This is a genomic window from Actinotalea solisilvae (assembly GCF_016464425.1).
GTDB classification, from domain to species: Bacteria; Actinomycetota; Actinomycetes; order Actinomycetales; family Cellulomonadaceae; genus Actinotalea; species Actinotalea solisilvae.
This window is the reverse complement of record NZ_JADDKQ010000024.1, coordinates 1-15,669: the sequence shown is the minus strand read 5'-3', so window position 1 is coordinate 15,669 and position 15,669 is coordinate 1. Positions and strand designations below refer to the sequence as shown.

Here is a 15,669-nt window from a genome sequence, read left to right as displayed (position 1 = left end):
GTGCCGTCACTTGAGCGAGCCGAGCGAGAGGCCGCCCTGCCAGTACTTCTGCAGCGACAGGAACGAGATGACCAGCGGGATGATCGAGATGAGCGCGCCCGTGACGACGAGGTTCCACAGCTGGGATCCGGCCGCGCCGGCCTGGGACTGCGCCTGCCACTGGCCGAGGCCGACGGTCACGGGCAGCAGCTTGGTGTCCGACAGGACCGCGAGCGGCAGGAAGTAGTTGTTCCACGTCGCGACCGTCGACAGCAGCAGGACCGTGACGATCGCGGGCCGCAGGAGCGGCAGCGCGACGCTGAGGAAGGTGCGCAGGTCCCCCGCTCCGTCGACGCGTGCGGCGTCGAGCAGCTCGTCCGGCACGGCCTCCTGCGTGTAGACCCGCATGAGGTACACCCCGAACGGGCTGAGCAGCGACGGCAGGATGACCGCCCAGATCGTGTTGGTCAGCTTCATCTGGGCGAGCAGCATGAAGGTCGGGATGACGAGCGCCGTCATCGGCACCATGACCGAGCCGAGCACGGCGGAGAACAGCAGGTTGCGGCCGCGGAAGCGGTACTTCGCGAACCCGTAGCCCGCGAGGATCGACAGCACGGTCGCGCCGATGCCGCCGGCGAACGCGTAGAGGAACGAGTTGCCGAGCCAGCGCCAGTAGAGGCCGCCGTTCTGCGTGAACAGCTGCCGGACGTTGTCGACGAGGTGGAACTCGTCGTCGAACCACAGCGGGCCGGCGCTGCCGTCGAAGAGCCCGTTGATGTTCTTCGTGCTCCCGACGACGAGCCACCACAGCGGGAGCGCGAAGTACAGGACGAGGACGATGAGGAAGGTGTGGGCGAGCACCGGTCGGCGCGCGCCCGGGCCGCCCGCCGCACGGCGGGCACGGGGCCGGCCGACCGTCTCGGGGGCGACCTCGGCGACGTTGAGGGCCATCAGCTCAGTCCGCTCTTCTTGCGGGTCAGGAACAGGAACAGGTACGACCCGGCGAACACGACGACGCCGAGCGCGAAGGAGATCGCCGACGCGTAGTTGAACTGGGAGTACGAGAACGCGAGCGTGAACGCGTAGATGTTGGGCGTGAAGGCGGCGTCGATCGAGCCAGCCGCGACCGAGCGCAGGATCTGCGGCTCGGTGAAGAACTGCAGCGTCCCGATCAGCGCGAACACGAGGATGAGGACGAGGGCCGAGGAGATCATCGGGACCTTGATCCGCAGCGCGATCTGGACGTTCGTCGCGCCGTCGATCTTCGCGGCCTCGTAGATCGAGGGGTCGATACCGCGCAGCGCCGCGTAGATGATGATCATGTAGTAGCCGGCCCACTGCCAGGTCACCACGTTGAGCAGGCCCGCGAACACGTTGTCGGGGCTGAGCATGGCCGGCGCGTCCAGCCCCACGAGCCCGAAGAGGTCCGCCATCGGGCCGAAGCGCGGGCTGTAGAGGAAGCCCCACATCATGGCGCCGATGACGACCGGGATCGCGTACGGGACGAAGATCATCAGCCGCGCGAACTTGGCGAGCCGGTCGGTCAGGGCGTCCAGCACGAGCGCGACGGCGAGCGACACCAGCATCTGCACCGGGATGAGCACGAGCGAGAAGCGCACGACGAAGCCGACGCCCTGGAGGAACTGCGGGTCGCTGAACGCCTGCGCGTAGTTCGCGAAGCCCGTGAAGCGCTCGCCGAACGCGAGGGTCTTGGTGTGCAGGCTCATCCAGAACGCGTAGACGAGCGGCACGACGAGGAACGTGAGGAAGACGACGAGGAACGGCGCGACGAACAGCCAGCCGTTGCGCTGACGCGCCCGGGCGATGCTGCCGCTGCCGCGGGTGCGCCGTCGGGCGGGCGTCGCGGGCACCGGCGGTGCCGCGCCCTCCACGCTGAGGGTCTGGGACATGGGTGGCTCCTTGGGCGGGCGGGCCGGTGCCGGGCCGAGGCCGCTCGGCACCGGACCGCGCCGACGGGGTCGGGCTGGGTCCGTCCGGCGGGACCTGCGGGGCCCCGCCGGACGTGGTCGTCAGTTGACGGTGAAGCCCTGGCTGGTGGCGTACTCCACGACCTGGTCCTGGAGGTCCTCGACGGCCTGCTCCGGCTCCTTCTCGCCCTGGACCGCGGCGAACATCTGCTCGGTCAGCTTGTCGTAGGCGAAGTTCTGGAACGGGCTGAAGGTGAAGCCCTCGTAGCCCGCGGCGGCCTCCATGAACACGTCCTGGTTGATCTTCTGCCCGCCGAAGAACGGGTACTCGAGGTCGCGGAAGTAGTCCGACTCGAGGACCGGGAGCCACAGCGGGAAGAGGGCGCCCTCCTCGATGCCGATCTTCCACGCCTCCTCGGTGCCGAAGATCTCCTTGGCCACGACGGCGGCCGCCTCGGGGTTCTTCGCCTGCGAGGTCACGGCGAAGGCCGAGCCGCCCCAGTTGACCTGGACCGGGTTCGAGGCGTCCCACTGCGGGAGCGGGGCCGCGCGCCAGACGGCGTCGGGGTCCGCGCCCTCGAGCCCGGACAGGTAGCCCGGGCCCCACGCGGCGGCGAGGTAGACGGCGTACGAGCCGTCGACGAGCTTCGTGTTGTAGTCCGTCGTGAACGCGTCGTCCGTGGCGACGAGGCCCTTGTCGACGAGGTCGAACCAGTAGTCGACGACCTGCTTGGTCCCCGCGTCGTCGAGGTTGATCGTGACGTCGGTCGGGTTGTCCTGGTCGAAGACGTACGGCTCGGAGCCCGCCTGGTCGAACAGCGCCTGGAGGAACGCGCGGCCGTTGGTCGGGAAGTCGGCCATGACGGCCTCGCTGCCCGAGTCCTTGAGCTGCTGCGCGGCGGTGGCGAACTCGTCCCAGGTGGCAGGCGGGGCCGTGATGCCGGCCTCCTGGAAGATGTCCTCGCGGTAGAGCATCCCCATGGGGCCGCCGTCGACCGGGATCGCGTAGACGCCGCCGTTGGCGCTGTGGTCCTCCCACACGCCCTCGGAGTAGTTGGCCTGGACCTCGTCGGCCCCGAACTCGCTGAGGTCGGTCAGGGCGTCGCGGATGATGAAGCTCGGCAGGACCTCGGTCTCGAGCATGATCACGTCGGGCGCACCCGAGCCGGCCTCGATCGTGGTGCTGAACTTCGTGTACTCGTCGTTGCCCTGGCCCGCGTTGCTCCAGCAGATCTGGATGTCGTCGTGGGACTCGTTGAAGAGGTCGACGACGCCCTCGAACGCCGGGTACCAGGCCCACACCGTGACCTGCTCGGCGTCGGGCACCTTGATCTCGTTCGTGCAGCCCGCCTCGCCGCCGCCCGACGCCGCCTCGCCGCCCTCCGCGGTGTCGGTGCCCTCGGAGCCGGTGTCACCGCCGCCGCCCGAGCAGGCGGTGAGGCCGGTGACGGCCACGGTCAGGCCGATGCCGGCGGCGAGCCAGCGACGGTCGCGCCGCCGCCCACGGATGCTGTGCATGCGAATCCTCCTTGATCCGGTCCCCGGGCGGACGCCTCGGGTCAGTGCGGTCCGATGCCGTGCGATGCGGTGGCGGCCGCCGGGACGGCCGATCTACATCGTTGTACTACATCGATGAAGAGAACCATGGACCCCAGAGCGGGCCGCGGTCAAGCCGGGCCCGGATCACGGAAAGGTCACGATGTTATCGCTCACATGGGACGACTCTCCGCGGCGCCGGGCGTGGGCTGTCGGCGTCGCCCGATGGCGTGAAGGGTTGGTCGCGTCCACCGCGACCAACCCTTCGCACCGACATAGAGCCCGCACTTCTCCCGGTCGCGAGAGCGCGGCGTCAGGCCGCGACGGCCGGACGGGCCGATCAGGCCGGTCAGGCCGGGACGGTCGAGCGGCGCTCGAGGATGCGGAAGTCCGCGTAGACGCGCTGGGGGCGGTGCGTCCCCGCCTTGTCCGCGATCTGCTCGGCGAGCAGGCGCACGGCGGTCTCGGCGATCTGCTCGCGGCCCGGGTCCACCGTGCTCAGCGAGGGGTTCGAGTACTCACCCTCGTCGACCGCGTCGAACCCGATGACCGCGACGTCGTCGGGCACGCGGACGCCGCGCACCTGCAGCTCGTGCAGGACGCCGAGCGCCATGGCGTCGTTCATCGCGAAGATCGCGTCGGGCTCGGCGCCCGAGTCGAGCAGGTGCGCCGCCGCTGCAGCGCCCGTCGAGCGGTGCCACAGCCCGGCCTCGCCGAGCAGCCGCTCGTCGAACGGCAGTCCGGCGGCCTCGATCGCCTCGCGGTACCCGCGCAGGCGCAGACCCGCCGAGCCGACCACCTCCCCCGGGTGCACGCCCACGACGGCGACGCGGCGCCGCCCGAGCCCGAGCAGGTGCTCGGTGGCCGCGCGGGCCCCCTCGACGTTCTGCATCGTCACGTGGTCGACGGCGTCCGGGAACAGTCGCTCGCCCAGGAGCACCATGGGGAAGTCGACGTCGAGCAGCGCCTCGTCGCCCGCACCGAGCGCGAGCGGGCTGAACAGCAGCCCGTCGGTGAGGTGGCGCCGCGCGCCCGAGAGCACCTCGAGCTCGCGCTCGCGCCGGCTGCCGGTCTGCTCGATGAGGACCGTGAGGCCCATCGCGTCGGCGGCCTGGATGACGGAGTCCGCGAGCTCGGCGAAGTACGGCAGGCTCAGCTCCGGGAGCGCGAGCGCGATGATCCCCGTGCGCCCGGTGCGCAGGTTCCGGGCGGCGACGTTGAGCTGGTAGTCGAGCTCCTCGATGGCGGCGAGGACGCGCGCGCGGGTCGACTCCCGGATGTGCGGGTAGCCGTTGACCACGTTGGAGACCGTCTTCACCGACACGCCCGCGCGCTGGGCGACGTCGTTCATCGTCGCGGCCATGCCTGCCCTCCCGCCCGGGGCGTGCCGCCCCTGCGCCCCTCCGGGCGCGGCCACAGGCTACATCGTTGTACACCGGCGTGGGCAGGACCAGCGGCAGCCGGACGGCCGCGGTCCCGCACGTACGCAGGACGGGCCTACGGCCGGCCGGAGACCGCGGCGCTCGGACCCACGACGGGCCCGGACGCACACGAGCTCACACGCACGACGGGCCCGGACGCACGACGGGCCCGGCCGGAGCCGGGCCCGTCGTCGGAGGCGTGGCCTCGCGGGTCGTGCGTCACCGCTGCGCGCCCTCGCGGGCGCGGCGGGTCACTTCTTGTTGCGGCGCTGGTGGCGCGTCTTGCGCAGCAGCTTGCGGTGCTTCTTCTTGGCCATGCGCTTGCGGCGCTTCTTGATGACGGAGCCCACGTGTCCTCGCAACTGTGTCAGGTGGTGCGCTGGACCGGCTCGTGCAGGCAACCGGGAGGCTGCCGGCGGCCCGGCGCGCGGAAAGTCCGGCGTCACTCTACCGCGTCCCCGGCGTCCCCGGCGCATGCGCCCGCAGCAGGGCTCCCAGGAGCGCCCCCTCAGCGCCCAGCGCCTGCGGCGCCGCAGCGACCGCGGGCTCGTAGCGCCGACCGTGCCCGCGCGGTCGCGGGCGGTGGCTCAGGACGTGAGGCGGTCGCCCTCGACCGACGACGCCGCGAGGTACGCCTCGAGCGCGTCCTCGGGCACGCGGAACGAGCGGCCCACCCGCACGGCCGGCAGCTCGCCGTTGTGGACGAGCCGGTAGACGGTCATCTTCGACAGGCGCATGGTCTCGGCCACCTCGGCCACCGTGTAGTACCGCAGCCGCGGCCGCTCCGGACCACCGCTCATGCTCGCCTCGCCCCTCCCGGCCCGCGCGCGTCGGCGCGGGACGGCTGCCGCCCTGGCTGCGGCGATCGCCGCGCAGGGCAACCGTAGTGGCCTGCGTGACTGGAGTGAAAGGGGAGACGGGTGTGACTCACCCGTCCGGCTCCGGGGCGCCCGTCCGCGCCCGTTCAGTCGTAGAGCTCGTCGAGCCCGTGCCACGGGAAGACGGCGCGGCGCGTCGCCAGGACCACGCGGTCGACGTCGTCCGCGGGGTCGTAGCCCTCGGCCCAGGGGCGCGCCGCGACGGCGCCGCCGTCGCCCATGCGCTCGGGCAGCGGGAAGCCGAAGACGGCCGCGGCGTGCTCGCGCCACGGCTCGGGCACGGGCGCGTCGCGCGGCACCGGCACGTGCGCCGCGATCGCCAGCAGGTGGGTCCACACGCGGGGGACGACCTGCGCCACCGCGTACCCGCCGCCGCCGAGCGCGAGCCAGCGACCGCCCGCGACCTCGTGCGCGAGGTCGTGCACCAGCTCGGCCGCGGCGCGCTGCGTGTCGATCGACACCGCGAGGTTGGTCAGCGGGTCGAGACCGTGCGCGTCGCAGCCGTGCTGGCTCACGACCAGGTCCGGCCGGAAGGCGCGCAGGAGAGGGCCCACCAGCGTGGTCACGGCGCGCAGCCACGGCACGTCCGACGTGTGCGCGGGCAGTGCGACGTTGACCACCGTGCCGCGCGCGTGCGGGCCGCCGACGTCGGTCGGGTGACCCGTGCCGGGGAACAGGGTGTGCCCGCTCTCGTGGATCGAGATGGTGAGCACGCGCGGGTCGTCCCAGAAGGCCTTCTCGACGCCGTCCCCGTGGTGCGCGTCGACGTCGACGTAGGCGACGCGCTCGGCGCCCCGGTCGAGCGCGCGGCGGATCGCGACCACCGCGTCGTTGTACACGCAGAAGCCGGACGCGCGGTCCGCCATCGCGTGGTGCATGCCGCCGGCGATGTTGACCGCGTGCTCGATCTCCCCGGCGCACAGCGCGTCCGCGGCGCGCACGCTGCCGTCGACGATGCGGGCGGACGCCTCGTGCATGCCGGGGAACACGGGGTCGTCGTCGGTGCCGAGACCACGGTCGAGGTCCGGCTCGCCGGTGGTCGACGCGCGCCGGACGGCCGCGACGTAGTCGGCGTCGTGCGCCGTGACCAGGACCTCGTCGTCGGCCGGCTCGGCGCCCACCACCTCGACGCCCGGCGCGTCGAGCACCCCGAGGTCGCGCGCGAGACGGAAGGTGAGGTCGAGGCGGATCGGGTTCATCGGGTGGGTCGGGCCGAAGTCGTAGCCCAGGAGGGCCTCGGACCACACGAACCGGGTACGCACGGCGGGTGCGGGCGGGACCATGCCTCACCGTAGCCCGCGGCGCGGCGGGTGCGACGGGCGCGTCCGGCGGTCGGGTGCGCCGCGACGTGCCAGAGTTGTCCGTCGAGCAGCCGCCACACGGGACCAGGAGGTGCGGGGATGGAGCTGCCCCGCCCGCTCCTGCTGGGCCGGGAGTTCGTCGACCGGGTCGCGCGTCAGTCGCCGGCGCGCCTCGCGCTGTCGGTGTTCGCCGCCGTCATCGCGGTGTTCACGGCGCTCCTGTCCGTGCCGCAGGCGACGGCCGCCGGCACGCGCGCACCCTTCGAGGACGCGCTCTTCACCGCGGTCTCCGCGGTCTGCGTCACCGGCCTGACGACCGTCGACACGGGCACCTACTGGTCGCTCTTCGGGCAGGTCGTCATCCTCGTCGGGATCAAGGTGGGCGGCCTGGGCGTCATGACGCTCGCGTCGCTGCTGGGCATCGCCGTCTCGCGCCGCATCGGGCTCACCCAGAAGCTGCTCACGGCGACCGAGACGCGCTCGGCCGGCCTCGGCGAGGTCGGCTCGCTGCTGCGCGTCGTCATCCTCACCTCGACCGCGCTCGAGGTCGCCATCGCGCTCGCCCTCATCCCCCGCTTCGCCGTCGTCGGCGAGAGCTTCGGCGATGCCGTGTGGCACGGCGTCTTCTACGCCGTCTCGGCCTTCAACAACGCGGGCTTCGTGCCGACGGCCGAGGGCCTCGACCCGTTCGTCTCGGACTGGTGGATCGGCCTGCCCATCGTGGTCGGCGTGTTCATCGGGTCCCTGGGCTTCCCGGTGATCCTCAACATCGCCCAGCGCCGACGCGCGGTGCGGCGCTGGAGCCTGCACACCAAGCTCACCGTCACGACGTCGGCGGCGCTCGTCGTCGTCGGGACCGTGCTCATCGCGGCGGCCGAGTGGGGCAACCGGGCGACGTTCGGCACGCTCGACACGTCCGGCAAGGTCCTCGCAGCGCTCTTCGCGGGCGTCATGCCGCGCTCGGGCGGCTTCTCGACCGTCGAGGTCGGGGAGATGAAGGAGTCGACGTGGCTCATCAACGACGCCCTGATGTTCGTCGGCGGCGGCAGCGCGTCGACGGCCGGCGGCATCAAGGTGACCACGCTCGCGGTCATGCTCCTCGCGATCGTCTCCGAGGCGCGCGGCGACCGGGACGTCGAGGCGTTCGGGCGGCGGATCCCCCGCGAGTCGCTCCGGCTCGCCGTCGCCGTCGTGTTCGTCGGCGCGACCGCGGTGCTGCTCGCGACCCTGCTCCTGCTCGAGATCACCGGGCTGAGCCTCGACGTCGTCCTGTTCGAGGTGATCTCGGCGTTCGCGACGGTGGGGCTGAGCACGGGCATCACGGCCGACCTGCCCGCAGAGGCCAAGTACGTGCTGTCCGCCCTCATGTTCGTGGGCCGCACGGGCACCATCACGTTCGCAGCGGCGCTCGCGCTGCGTGACCGGCGCCGGGTCATCCGGTACCCCGAGGAGAGGCCGATCATTGGCTGACAACGACCGCCGTCCCGGCGAGGACGGCCCCCAGGGCCTCGAGGCCCGGAGCAGCGAGGGCAGCACCCGCAGCGTCCGCGCGTCCCGGCGCGGCGGCGAGAAGGAGGAGGCGCGCGACGCCGGGGTGCTCGTCGTCGGGCTGGGCCGGTTCGGCTCGTCGATCGCGCTGACGCTCGACCGGCTGGGCCACGACGTCCTCGCCGTCGAGCGCGACGCCACGCTCGTCCAGCACTACACGGGACGGTTCCCCCTCGTCGAGGCGGACGCGACGAACCCCGAGGCGCTCGTCCAGCTGGGCGCCCGGGACTTCCCCGTCGCCGTCGTCGGTGTGGGCACGTCGCTCGAGGCGAGCGTGCTCATCACGGGCAACCTCGTCGACCTGGGGACGCCGCAGATCTGGGCCAAGGCCATCTCGGCCGAGCACTCGCGCATCCTGCAGCGCATCGGCGCCCACCACGTCGTGCTCCCGGAGGCCGACGCGGGCAACCGGGTCGCGCACCTCGTGTCGGGCAAGCTGCTCGACTACATCGAGGTCGAGGACGGCTTCACGATCGTCAAGATGCGACCGCCGCGCGAGACGCAGGGGTTCACGATCGCGCAGTCCCAGATCCGCAAGCGGTACGGCGTCACGGTCATCGGCGTGAAGCCCCCGGGCGAGGAGTTCGTGTACGCGACGGACGACACGCGCATCTCGGCGAACGACCTGCTCATCGTCTCGGGCCACGCCGAGCTCCTCGAGCGCTTCGCGGCCCGCCCCTGACCTCGCCGAGATGACGACTCCTGCGGAGTCGTCATCTCGGGGAGGGGGTGGGGTCGGGTGAGGCGCGGTGGGACGTGGACTGGGGCTGGGGCTGGGGCTGGGGCTGGGGCCGGATGAGGGTCGGGGTCGGGGTCCAGGCGGCGACGTCCCGGGCGCGGGTGGACTCGCGGACCACGAGCTGGGTCGGCAGCGGGGTGTCCGTGGTCTCGGCCTGGCCCTCCTCGAGCGCGACGAGCACCTTCTGCAGCATGAGACCGCCGAGCGCGGCGAAGTCCTGCCGGACCGTCGTCAGGGGCGGGTAGAGGTACGCGGCCTCGGGGATGTCGTCGAAGCCGACGACGCTGACGTCGTCCGGCACGCTGAAGGCCCGCTCGCGCAGCGCCGAGAGGAGCCCGAGGGCCATGAGGTCGTTCGAGGCGAACACGGCCATGCCCGGCTCGACGTCCATCTCGCGGCCGATCCGGTAGCCGCCGCCCGCCGACCAGTCGCCGTAGACGAGGTCGACGACGGGCAGGCCGCGCTCCGCGAGCTCGTCGCGCCAGCCCCGGATCCGCTCGACGGCGTCGGCCGCGCGCGCCGGCCCCGCGAGGTGCGCGATGCGCGTGTGCCCCAGCTCGGCGAGGTGACGCACGGCGGCCCGGGCACCCCGGTACTGGTCGATCTGGACCAGGAGCGGGCTGCGCCGCGCCGACGACGCCGCGGCGACCACGGGCACCGAGAGGTCGAGCCCTCGGACCATCTCCACGACGCCGATGTCCATGACGATGAGCACGATCGCGTCCACCCGCTGGCGCAGCAGGCCCTCGATCGCCGCCTGGACGGCGCCCGGGTCGTCGTCCACGGTCGTGACGGTCTCGACGCTGTAGCGCGCAGCCCGGGCGGCCATCGAGAAGTGCATGCCGATGCGGGTCGGGCCGTGGTCCGAGACGTTGGGCGCGATGAGGCCGACGGTGCGCGTGCGGCGCGTGACGAGCGAGCGGGCGGCGGGCGACGGGCTGTAGCGCAGCTGCGCGATCGCGTGCTCGACGCGCGCCCGCGTCTCGGGCCGGACGTTCGGCTGCCCGTTGAGCACGCGCGAGACCGTCTGGTGCGAGACGCCGGCGAGGCGTGCGACGTCGAAGATCGTCGCGGCGCGGGCCGGCTTGCCGTCGTCCACGGTCACTCCCCCTCGTCCGGCCGCGCGACGAGGACGAGGAGCGAGTCCGTGGTGACGTCCGCCGAGTCGAACGTGTCGACGAGCCGTCCGTCCCGCAGGACGACGACGCGGTCCGAGACGCGCAGCACCTCCTCGAGCTCGGCGGAGATGAACAGCACGGCCAGGCCGTTGTCCGCGAGCTCGCCCACGAGGTTCTGGATCTCGACCTTCGCGCCGACGTCGATCCCGCGCGTGGGCTCGTCGAGCACGAGCAGCCGGGGCGCGAGGGCGAGCAGCCGCGCGAGGAGCACCTTCTGCTGGTTGCCGCCCGACAGCGTCCCCGCCGGACGGTCCAGGTCCGCCGGACGGATGCCGAGCGCCTCCACCCAGCTCTGCGCGAGCTCACGCCGGCGCGCGGGCGGGATCCGGCGCAGGGCTCCGCGCTGCGCCTGGAGGGCGAGCGTGATGTTGTCGAGCACCGAGAGCTCGGCGACGATGCCCTCGGTCCGCCGGTTCTCCGACGAGTAGACGACGCCCAGGTCGATCGCGCGCCGCGGCGAGTCGAGCCGCACCCCCGCGCCCTCGACCTCGATCGAGCCCTCGTCGAGCGGCGAGATGCCGGTGACGGCGCGCGCGAGCTCGGTGCGCCCCGAGCCCAGGAGACCGGCCACCCCGACGACCTCCCCCTCCGCGAGGTCGACGTCGGCCCGCTGGATCCCGCGCGACGCCGTCACGCCGCGCGCGCGCAGGAGCGGCTGCTCCTCGGGTCCGACCGTCGGCCCGCGCTCGCGGTCCTTGAAGTCCGAGACCTGCCGGCCGAGCATCTTCTGCACCAGGTCGATCCGCAGGAGCTCGCGCGTGAGGTACTCGCCGACGAGCTTGCCGTCCCGCAGCACCGTCACGCGGTCGCACAGCTCGTACACCTGGTCGAGGAAGTGCGACACGAAGAGCACCGCGACGCCGCGCGCCGTGAGCTGCCGGACGACGCGGAAGAGCTCGGCGACCTCGTCCAGGTCGAGGCTCGACGTCGGCTCGTCCAGGACGAGCACCTTGACGTCCGTCGAGATGGCGCGCGCGATCGCGACGAGCTGCTGCACCGCGACCGGGTGCGTCGCGAGCATCGACCCGGGGTCCACCTCGAGCCCGAGGTCGCGCAGGACGTCGGCCGCCTGGCGGCGCATGAGCCGGTGGTCGACGAAGCCGAGCCGGCGGGGCTCGCGGCCGAGCAGGACGTTCTCCGCGACCGAGACGTTGGGCAGCAGATCGATCTCCTGGTAGACCGTGCTGATCCCCGCGCGCTGCGCCTCGTGCGGCGTGGCGAACCGGACCGTCCGACCGTCGAGCACGAGCGTGCCGGCGTCCAGGGGCAGCGCGCCCGTGATGGCCTTGATGAGGGTCGACTTGCCCGCGCCGTTCTCCCCCATGAGCGAGTGCACCTCGCCCGGGAACATGCGGAAGGAGACGTCGTCGAGCGCCGCGTCGGCGCCGAATCGCACCGTCGCGCCGGTCAGCTCGAGCAGCGGTCGCGCCCCGTCCACCGGACCATCATCGCGCAGGGCCCGGGGCGCGGCCGCCGTCCTCGTGATGGTCGCTACCGTTGCCGCTCGGAGCGCGCGACGATGGCGCGCTGCACCACGATGAACAGCAGGAGCAGGCCGCCGATGATGATCTGCATCCAGGACTGCTCGGCGCCCATGAACGAGATGATCGTCTTGATCGTCCCGAACACGAGGACGCCCACGAGGGACCCGAGCACGTAGCCGCGCCCGCCCGTGAGGAGCGTGCCGCCGATGACGACGGCGGCGATCGCGTCGAGCTCGGTCCCGATGCCGTTGCGCGGGTAGCCGGCACCCGAGTACGCCGTGAGCAGCAGGCCGGCGAGCCCGCCGCACGAGCCGCTGATGACGTAGGCCGCGACCTTGGTGCGCGCCACGCTCAGGCCCATGAGCCGTGCGGAGTGCTCGCTGCCGCCGATCGCGTAGATCGTCCGGCCGAAGCGCGTGAGGTGCAGGACGACCGCCGACACCGCCACGACCAGGAGCGCGATGAGCCCGGTCGGCGTGATGTAGAACATGTCGAGCCGGAAGCGCGTCTGCTGGAGCCAGAGGATCGCCGGGTCCTCGACCTTGATGGACTGCAGGCTGACGACGAATGCGAGGCCGCGCGCGAGGAAGAGCCCGCCGAGCGAGGCGATGAACGGCTGCACGTGGAAGTACTGCACGAGCACCCCGATGAGCAGGCCGATCGCGGCGCCGGACAGCAGCATGACCGCGACGGCGAGCACGGTGGGCGTGCCCTGGGCGAGCAGCTGCGCGCCGAGGATGCCGGTGAAGGCCATGACGGAGCCCACGGAGAGGTCGATGCCCGCCGTGAGGATGACGAACGTCATGCCCGCGGCGAGCACCAGCAGGTAGGCGTTGTCGAGCAGGAGGGCGGACATGTTGCCCGGCGCCACGAAGTTGCCGGGCAGGAACGCCTCGGCGCCCGCGAGGAGCACCACGAGGATGAGCACCGCGGCGAACGTCGGCGTCGTCGCGGCGTGCCTGCTGATGAAGCCCTCGTAGCGCGCGGCCGACGAGCGGGTCCGCGCCTCGCGTGCCTGGTGTGCCGTCGTCGCGCTCACCGCGCCACCTCCGCCTTCTCGCGCTGCTGGTCCGGGACGTCGGCACGACGCCGGGAGTGTCGGGACGCCGTGAGCGACCTCAGTGCGCTCCTCACGCGCGGTGACTGGATGACCACGACGGCCACGACGACGACGGCGAAGAACACGGGGCTCTCCGCGGACGGGACGCCGAGGAAGAGGATCGTCGAGTCGAGGGTCTGGATGATGAGGACGCCGATCACGGTGCCCGCGATCGAGAACTTGCCGCCGTTGAGCGACGTCCCGCCGAGCACCACCGCGAGGATCGCGTAGAGCTCGATGAAGAGGCCCGCCGCGTTCGCGTCGGCCGCCTTGATGTTCGAGGCGTAGATCACGCCGGCGACGCCGGCGAGCGTCCCGCTGACGATGTAGGCGCCCCAGACGATGCCCCGCTGCCGCACTCCGGCGAGCCGCGAGGCCTCGGGGTTGACGCCCACCGCCTCGGTCAGCACCCCGAGGGCCGTCCGGCGTTCGACGAGCGCGACGACCGCGATCGCGGCGACCGAGATGAAGAAGGCGAAGGGCAGCACGGTGAGGTAGCCGCTCGCGATGTACGCGAACGGCGCCGAGTTCACCGTGGTGATGAAGCCCCCGGTGATGAGCAGAGCGACGCCGCGGCCCGCGAGCATGAGGACGAGGGTCGCGATGATCGGCTGGATGCCGAGCACCGCGACGAGGAACCCGTTCCACACGCCGAGCACGAGCGCGACGAGCACCGCGACGAGGACGGCGACGAGCACGGTCCCGAGGTTCTCGGGGTCGCCCGACCCGTCGATGATCGTCAGCGCGACCGCGCCGGAGACCGCCATGATCGCCCCGACCGAGAGGTCGATCCCCCGCGTCGCGATGACGATCGTCATGCCGAGCGCCACGAGCATGAGCGGGGCGCTGTTGCGCAGGATGTCCACGACGGCGCCGAACAGCTCGCCGTCGCGCATCGTGATCCGCAGGAACTGCGGGCGCGCGACCGAGTTGACCACGACGAGCGCGAGCAGCGCCGCCGCGGGCCAGAACAGCCGGTGCCGGAGGATCCCCGTCATGCCGCACTCCCCTTCCCCGCGTTGGCGAGGTAGTCCACGAGCCCGTCGAGGTCGACCTCGCCCGAGTCGAGCTCACCGATCTTCCTGCGGTCGCGCAGGACGGCGATCCGCTGCGCCAGGCGCAGCACCTCCTCGAGCTCGGAGGAGATGAAGATCACCGACAGTCCCTGGGCCGAGAGCTCGGAGACCTTGTGCTGGATGTCCGCCTTGGCGCCGACGTCGATGCCGCGCGTCGGCTCGTCGAGCACCAGCAGCTCGGGCGCCGTGGCGAGCCACCGCGCGAGGAGGACCTTCTGCTGGTTGCCGCCCGACAGGTTGCCGACGACGGCGTCCGGGTCCGCGGGCCGCACGCCGAGCGCCGCGATGTACTCGGCGACGACGGCGTCCTGCTCGCTCTTGCGGATCTTGCGCGCCCAGCCGCGTCGCGCCTGGATCCCGAGCACGATGTTCTCCGCGACGGTGAGGTCCGCCACGATGCCCTCGCCGCGGCGGTCCTCGGAGGAGAACGCGATCCGCCGGTCGATCGCGTGCCGCGGCGACGTCATGCGCGCGTGCTCGCCCCGCACGCTGACGTGGCCGGTGTCGGCACGGTCGGCCCCGTAGAGCAGCCGCACGAGCTCGGTCCGGCCGGAGCCCAGGAGGCCGGCCAGCCCCACGACCTCGCCGGGGTAGACCTCGAGGTCGGCGGGCTCGAGCACGCCGCGCTTGCCGATGCCCTCGGCGCGCAGGAGCGGCGCCCCGGACCGGTCGATCGCCCGGTGCGCCGTCCGCGACAGCGACTCGAGGTCGTCGAGCTCGCGACCGATCATCTTGCTCACCAGGGCGTCGCGCGGGAGGTCCTCGACCGCGTACTCGCCCACGAGCGTCCCGTTGCGCAGGACCGTGATGCGGTCGGAGATCTCGTAGACCTGGTCGAGGAAGTGCGAGACGAAGAGGATCGCCACGCCCTGCGCACGCAGGTCCCGGATCACGCCGAACAGCTGCTCGACCTCGTCGCGGTCGAGGCTCGAGGTCGGCTCGTCGAGGATGAGGACCTTGGCGTCCAGCACCATGGCCCGGCTGATGGCGACGAGCTGCTGGATCGCGATGGAGTGCTTCGACAGCTGCGAGCGCGTGTCGATCGTCAGGTCGAGCGACCGGACGTGCCGCGCGGCGTCCGCGTGCGTGGCGCGCCAGTCGATGACCCCGCCGCGACGCCGCTCGTGGCCGAGCATGATGTTCTCCCCGACCGAGAGGTTCGGGCAGAGGTTGACCTCCTGGTACACCGTCGAGATGCCGGCGGCCTGGGCGTCCGCCGTCGAGGCGAACGTCCGGTCGGCGCCCGCGACCGTGATGGTCCCGCTGTCGACGGCGTACACGCCCGTGAGCGCCTTGATGAGGGTCGACTTGCCCGCGCCGTTCTCCCCCATGAGCGCGTGCACCTCGCCCGGGCGCAGGCGGAGGTCGACGTGGTCGAGGGCGAGCACGCCCGGGAACCGGATGGTGATGCCACGCATCTCGACCAGGGCTGGGGCTTCGGTGTCCGCAGGCATGGGGTTCAGCAGCTTTCTCGTCGTCGACCCGGGGGCCACGGCGGGGGG

General features: G+C 72.3%; 14 protein-coding genes. 2 read left to right on the top strand and 12 right to left on the bottom strand.

What is annotated here, in order from left to right; genetic code table 11:
- Positions 1-6 precede the first annotated feature (6 nt).
- From JIG38_RS17435 to JIG38_RS17405, 7 genes are all read right to left on the bottom strand, one after another.
- Positions 7-930 carry a carbohydrate ABC transporter permease gene (locus tag JIG38_RS17435; RefSeq protein ID WP_199425001.1) on the bottom strand — a complete coding sequence of 308 codons (924 nt, stop codon included), beginning with the start codon at positions 928-930 and terminating at the stop codon, positions 7-9.
- Positions 930-1,889, bottom strand: a complete 960-nt coding sequence (locus JIG38_RS17430) for a carbohydrate ABC transporter permease (protein ID WP_199425000.1) — start codon at positions 1,887-1,889, stop codon at positions 930-932. The genes JIG38_RS17435 and JIG38_RS17430 overlap by 1 nt, the downstream gene beginning before the upstream one ends.
- Positions 1,890-2,009: 120 nt before the next feature.
- On the bottom strand, positions 2,010-3,425 hold the full coding sequence (locus tag JIG38_RS17425) for an ABC transporter substrate-binding protein (RefSeq protein ID WP_199424999.1): 1,416 nt from the start codon (positions 3,423-3,425) through the stop codon (positions 2,010-2,012).
- A gap of 367 nt (positions 3,426-3,792) precedes the next feature.
- Positions 3,793-4,806, bottom strand: a complete 1,014-nt coding sequence (locus JIG38_RS17420) for a LacI family DNA-binding transcriptional regulator (RefSeq protein WP_199424998.1) — start codon at positions 4,804-4,806, stop codon at positions 3,793-3,795.
- 309 nt (positions 4,807-5,115) lie between these two features.
- Positions 5,116-5,214: a 30S ribosomal protein bS22 gene (locus JIG38_RS17415; protein WP_003792170.1), complete on the bottom strand. Its 99-nt coding sequence runs from the start codon at positions 5,212-5,214 to the stop codon at positions 5,116-5,118.
- A 237-nt stretch (positions 5,215-5,451) separates the two neighbouring features.
- Positions 5,452-5,664: a helix-turn-helix domain-containing protein gene (locus JIG38_RS17410; RefSeq protein ID WP_199424997.1), complete on the bottom strand. Its 213-nt coding sequence runs from the start codon at positions 5,662-5,664 to the stop codon at positions 5,452-5,454.
- A gap of 164 nt (positions 5,665-5,828) precedes the next feature.
- Positions 5,829-7,025, bottom strand: a complete 1,197-nt coding sequence (locus tag JIG38_RS17405; protein WP_233405206.1) for an acetoin utilization protein AcuC — start codon at positions 7,023-7,025, stop codon at positions 5,829-5,831.
- A 117-nt stretch (positions 7,026-7,142) separates the two neighbouring features.
- Here JIG38_RS17405 and JIG38_RS17400 point away from each other — a divergent pair, with 117 nt between their 5' ends.
- Positions 7,143-8,513 (top strand): TrkH family potassium uptake protein, encoded by a 1,371-nt coding sequence (locus tag JIG38_RS17400; RefSeq protein WP_199424996.1) that lies wholly within the window; start codon positions 7,143-7,145, stop codon positions 8,511-8,513.
- 124 nt (positions 8,514-8,637) lie between these two features.
- The gene (locus JIG38_RS17395) at positions 8,638-9,273 is read left to right on the top strand and encodes a potassium channel family protein (RefSeq protein WP_199425050.1); all 636 of its coding nucleotides are present in this window, start codon (positions 8,638-8,640) and stop codon (positions 9,271-9,273) included.
- Between the two features lie 31 nt (positions 9,274-9,304).
- Here JIG38_RS17395 and JIG38_RS17390 read toward each other — a convergent pair whose 3' ends face one another.
- From JIG38_RS17390 to JIG38_RS17370, 5 genes are read right to left on the bottom strand one after another with little or no spacing between them, the layout of a single operon-like run.
- Positions 9,305-10,435 (bottom strand): LacI family DNA-binding transcriptional regulator, encoded by a 1,131-nt coding sequence (locus JIG38_RS17390; RefSeq protein ID WP_307845001.1) that lies wholly within the window; start codon positions 10,433-10,435, stop codon positions 9,305-9,307.
- A complete protein-coding gene (locus JIG38_RS17385) occupies positions 10,432-11,946 on the bottom strand; it encodes a sugar ABC transporter ATP-binding protein (protein ID WP_199424995.1) in 1,515 nt (504 codons plus the stop codon). Before JIG38_RS17385 ends, JIG38_RS17390 begins: the two co-directional genes overlap by 4 nt.
- 53 nt (positions 11,947-11,999) lie before the next feature.
- Positions 12,000-13,031 carry an ABC transporter permease subunit gene (locus JIG38_RS17380; RefSeq protein ID WP_199424994.1) on the bottom strand — a complete coding sequence of 344 codons (1,032 nt, stop codon included), beginning with the start codon at positions 13,029-13,031 and terminating at the stop codon, positions 12,000-12,002.
- Entirely contained in the window at positions 13,028-14,089 is a 1,062-nt protein-coding gene (locus tag JIG38_RS17375; protein WP_199424993.1) for an ABC transporter permease, read from the bottom strand. The genes JIG38_RS17380 and JIG38_RS17375 overlap by 4 nt, the downstream gene beginning before the upstream one ends.
- Positions 14,086-15,621, bottom strand: a complete 1,536-nt coding sequence (locus JIG38_RS17370) for a sugar ABC transporter ATP-binding protein (protein WP_199424992.1) — start codon at positions 15,619-15,621, stop codon at positions 14,086-14,088. The genes JIG38_RS17375 and JIG38_RS17370 overlap by 4 nt, the downstream gene beginning before the upstream one ends.
- Positions 15,622-15,669 lie beyond the last annotated feature (48 nt).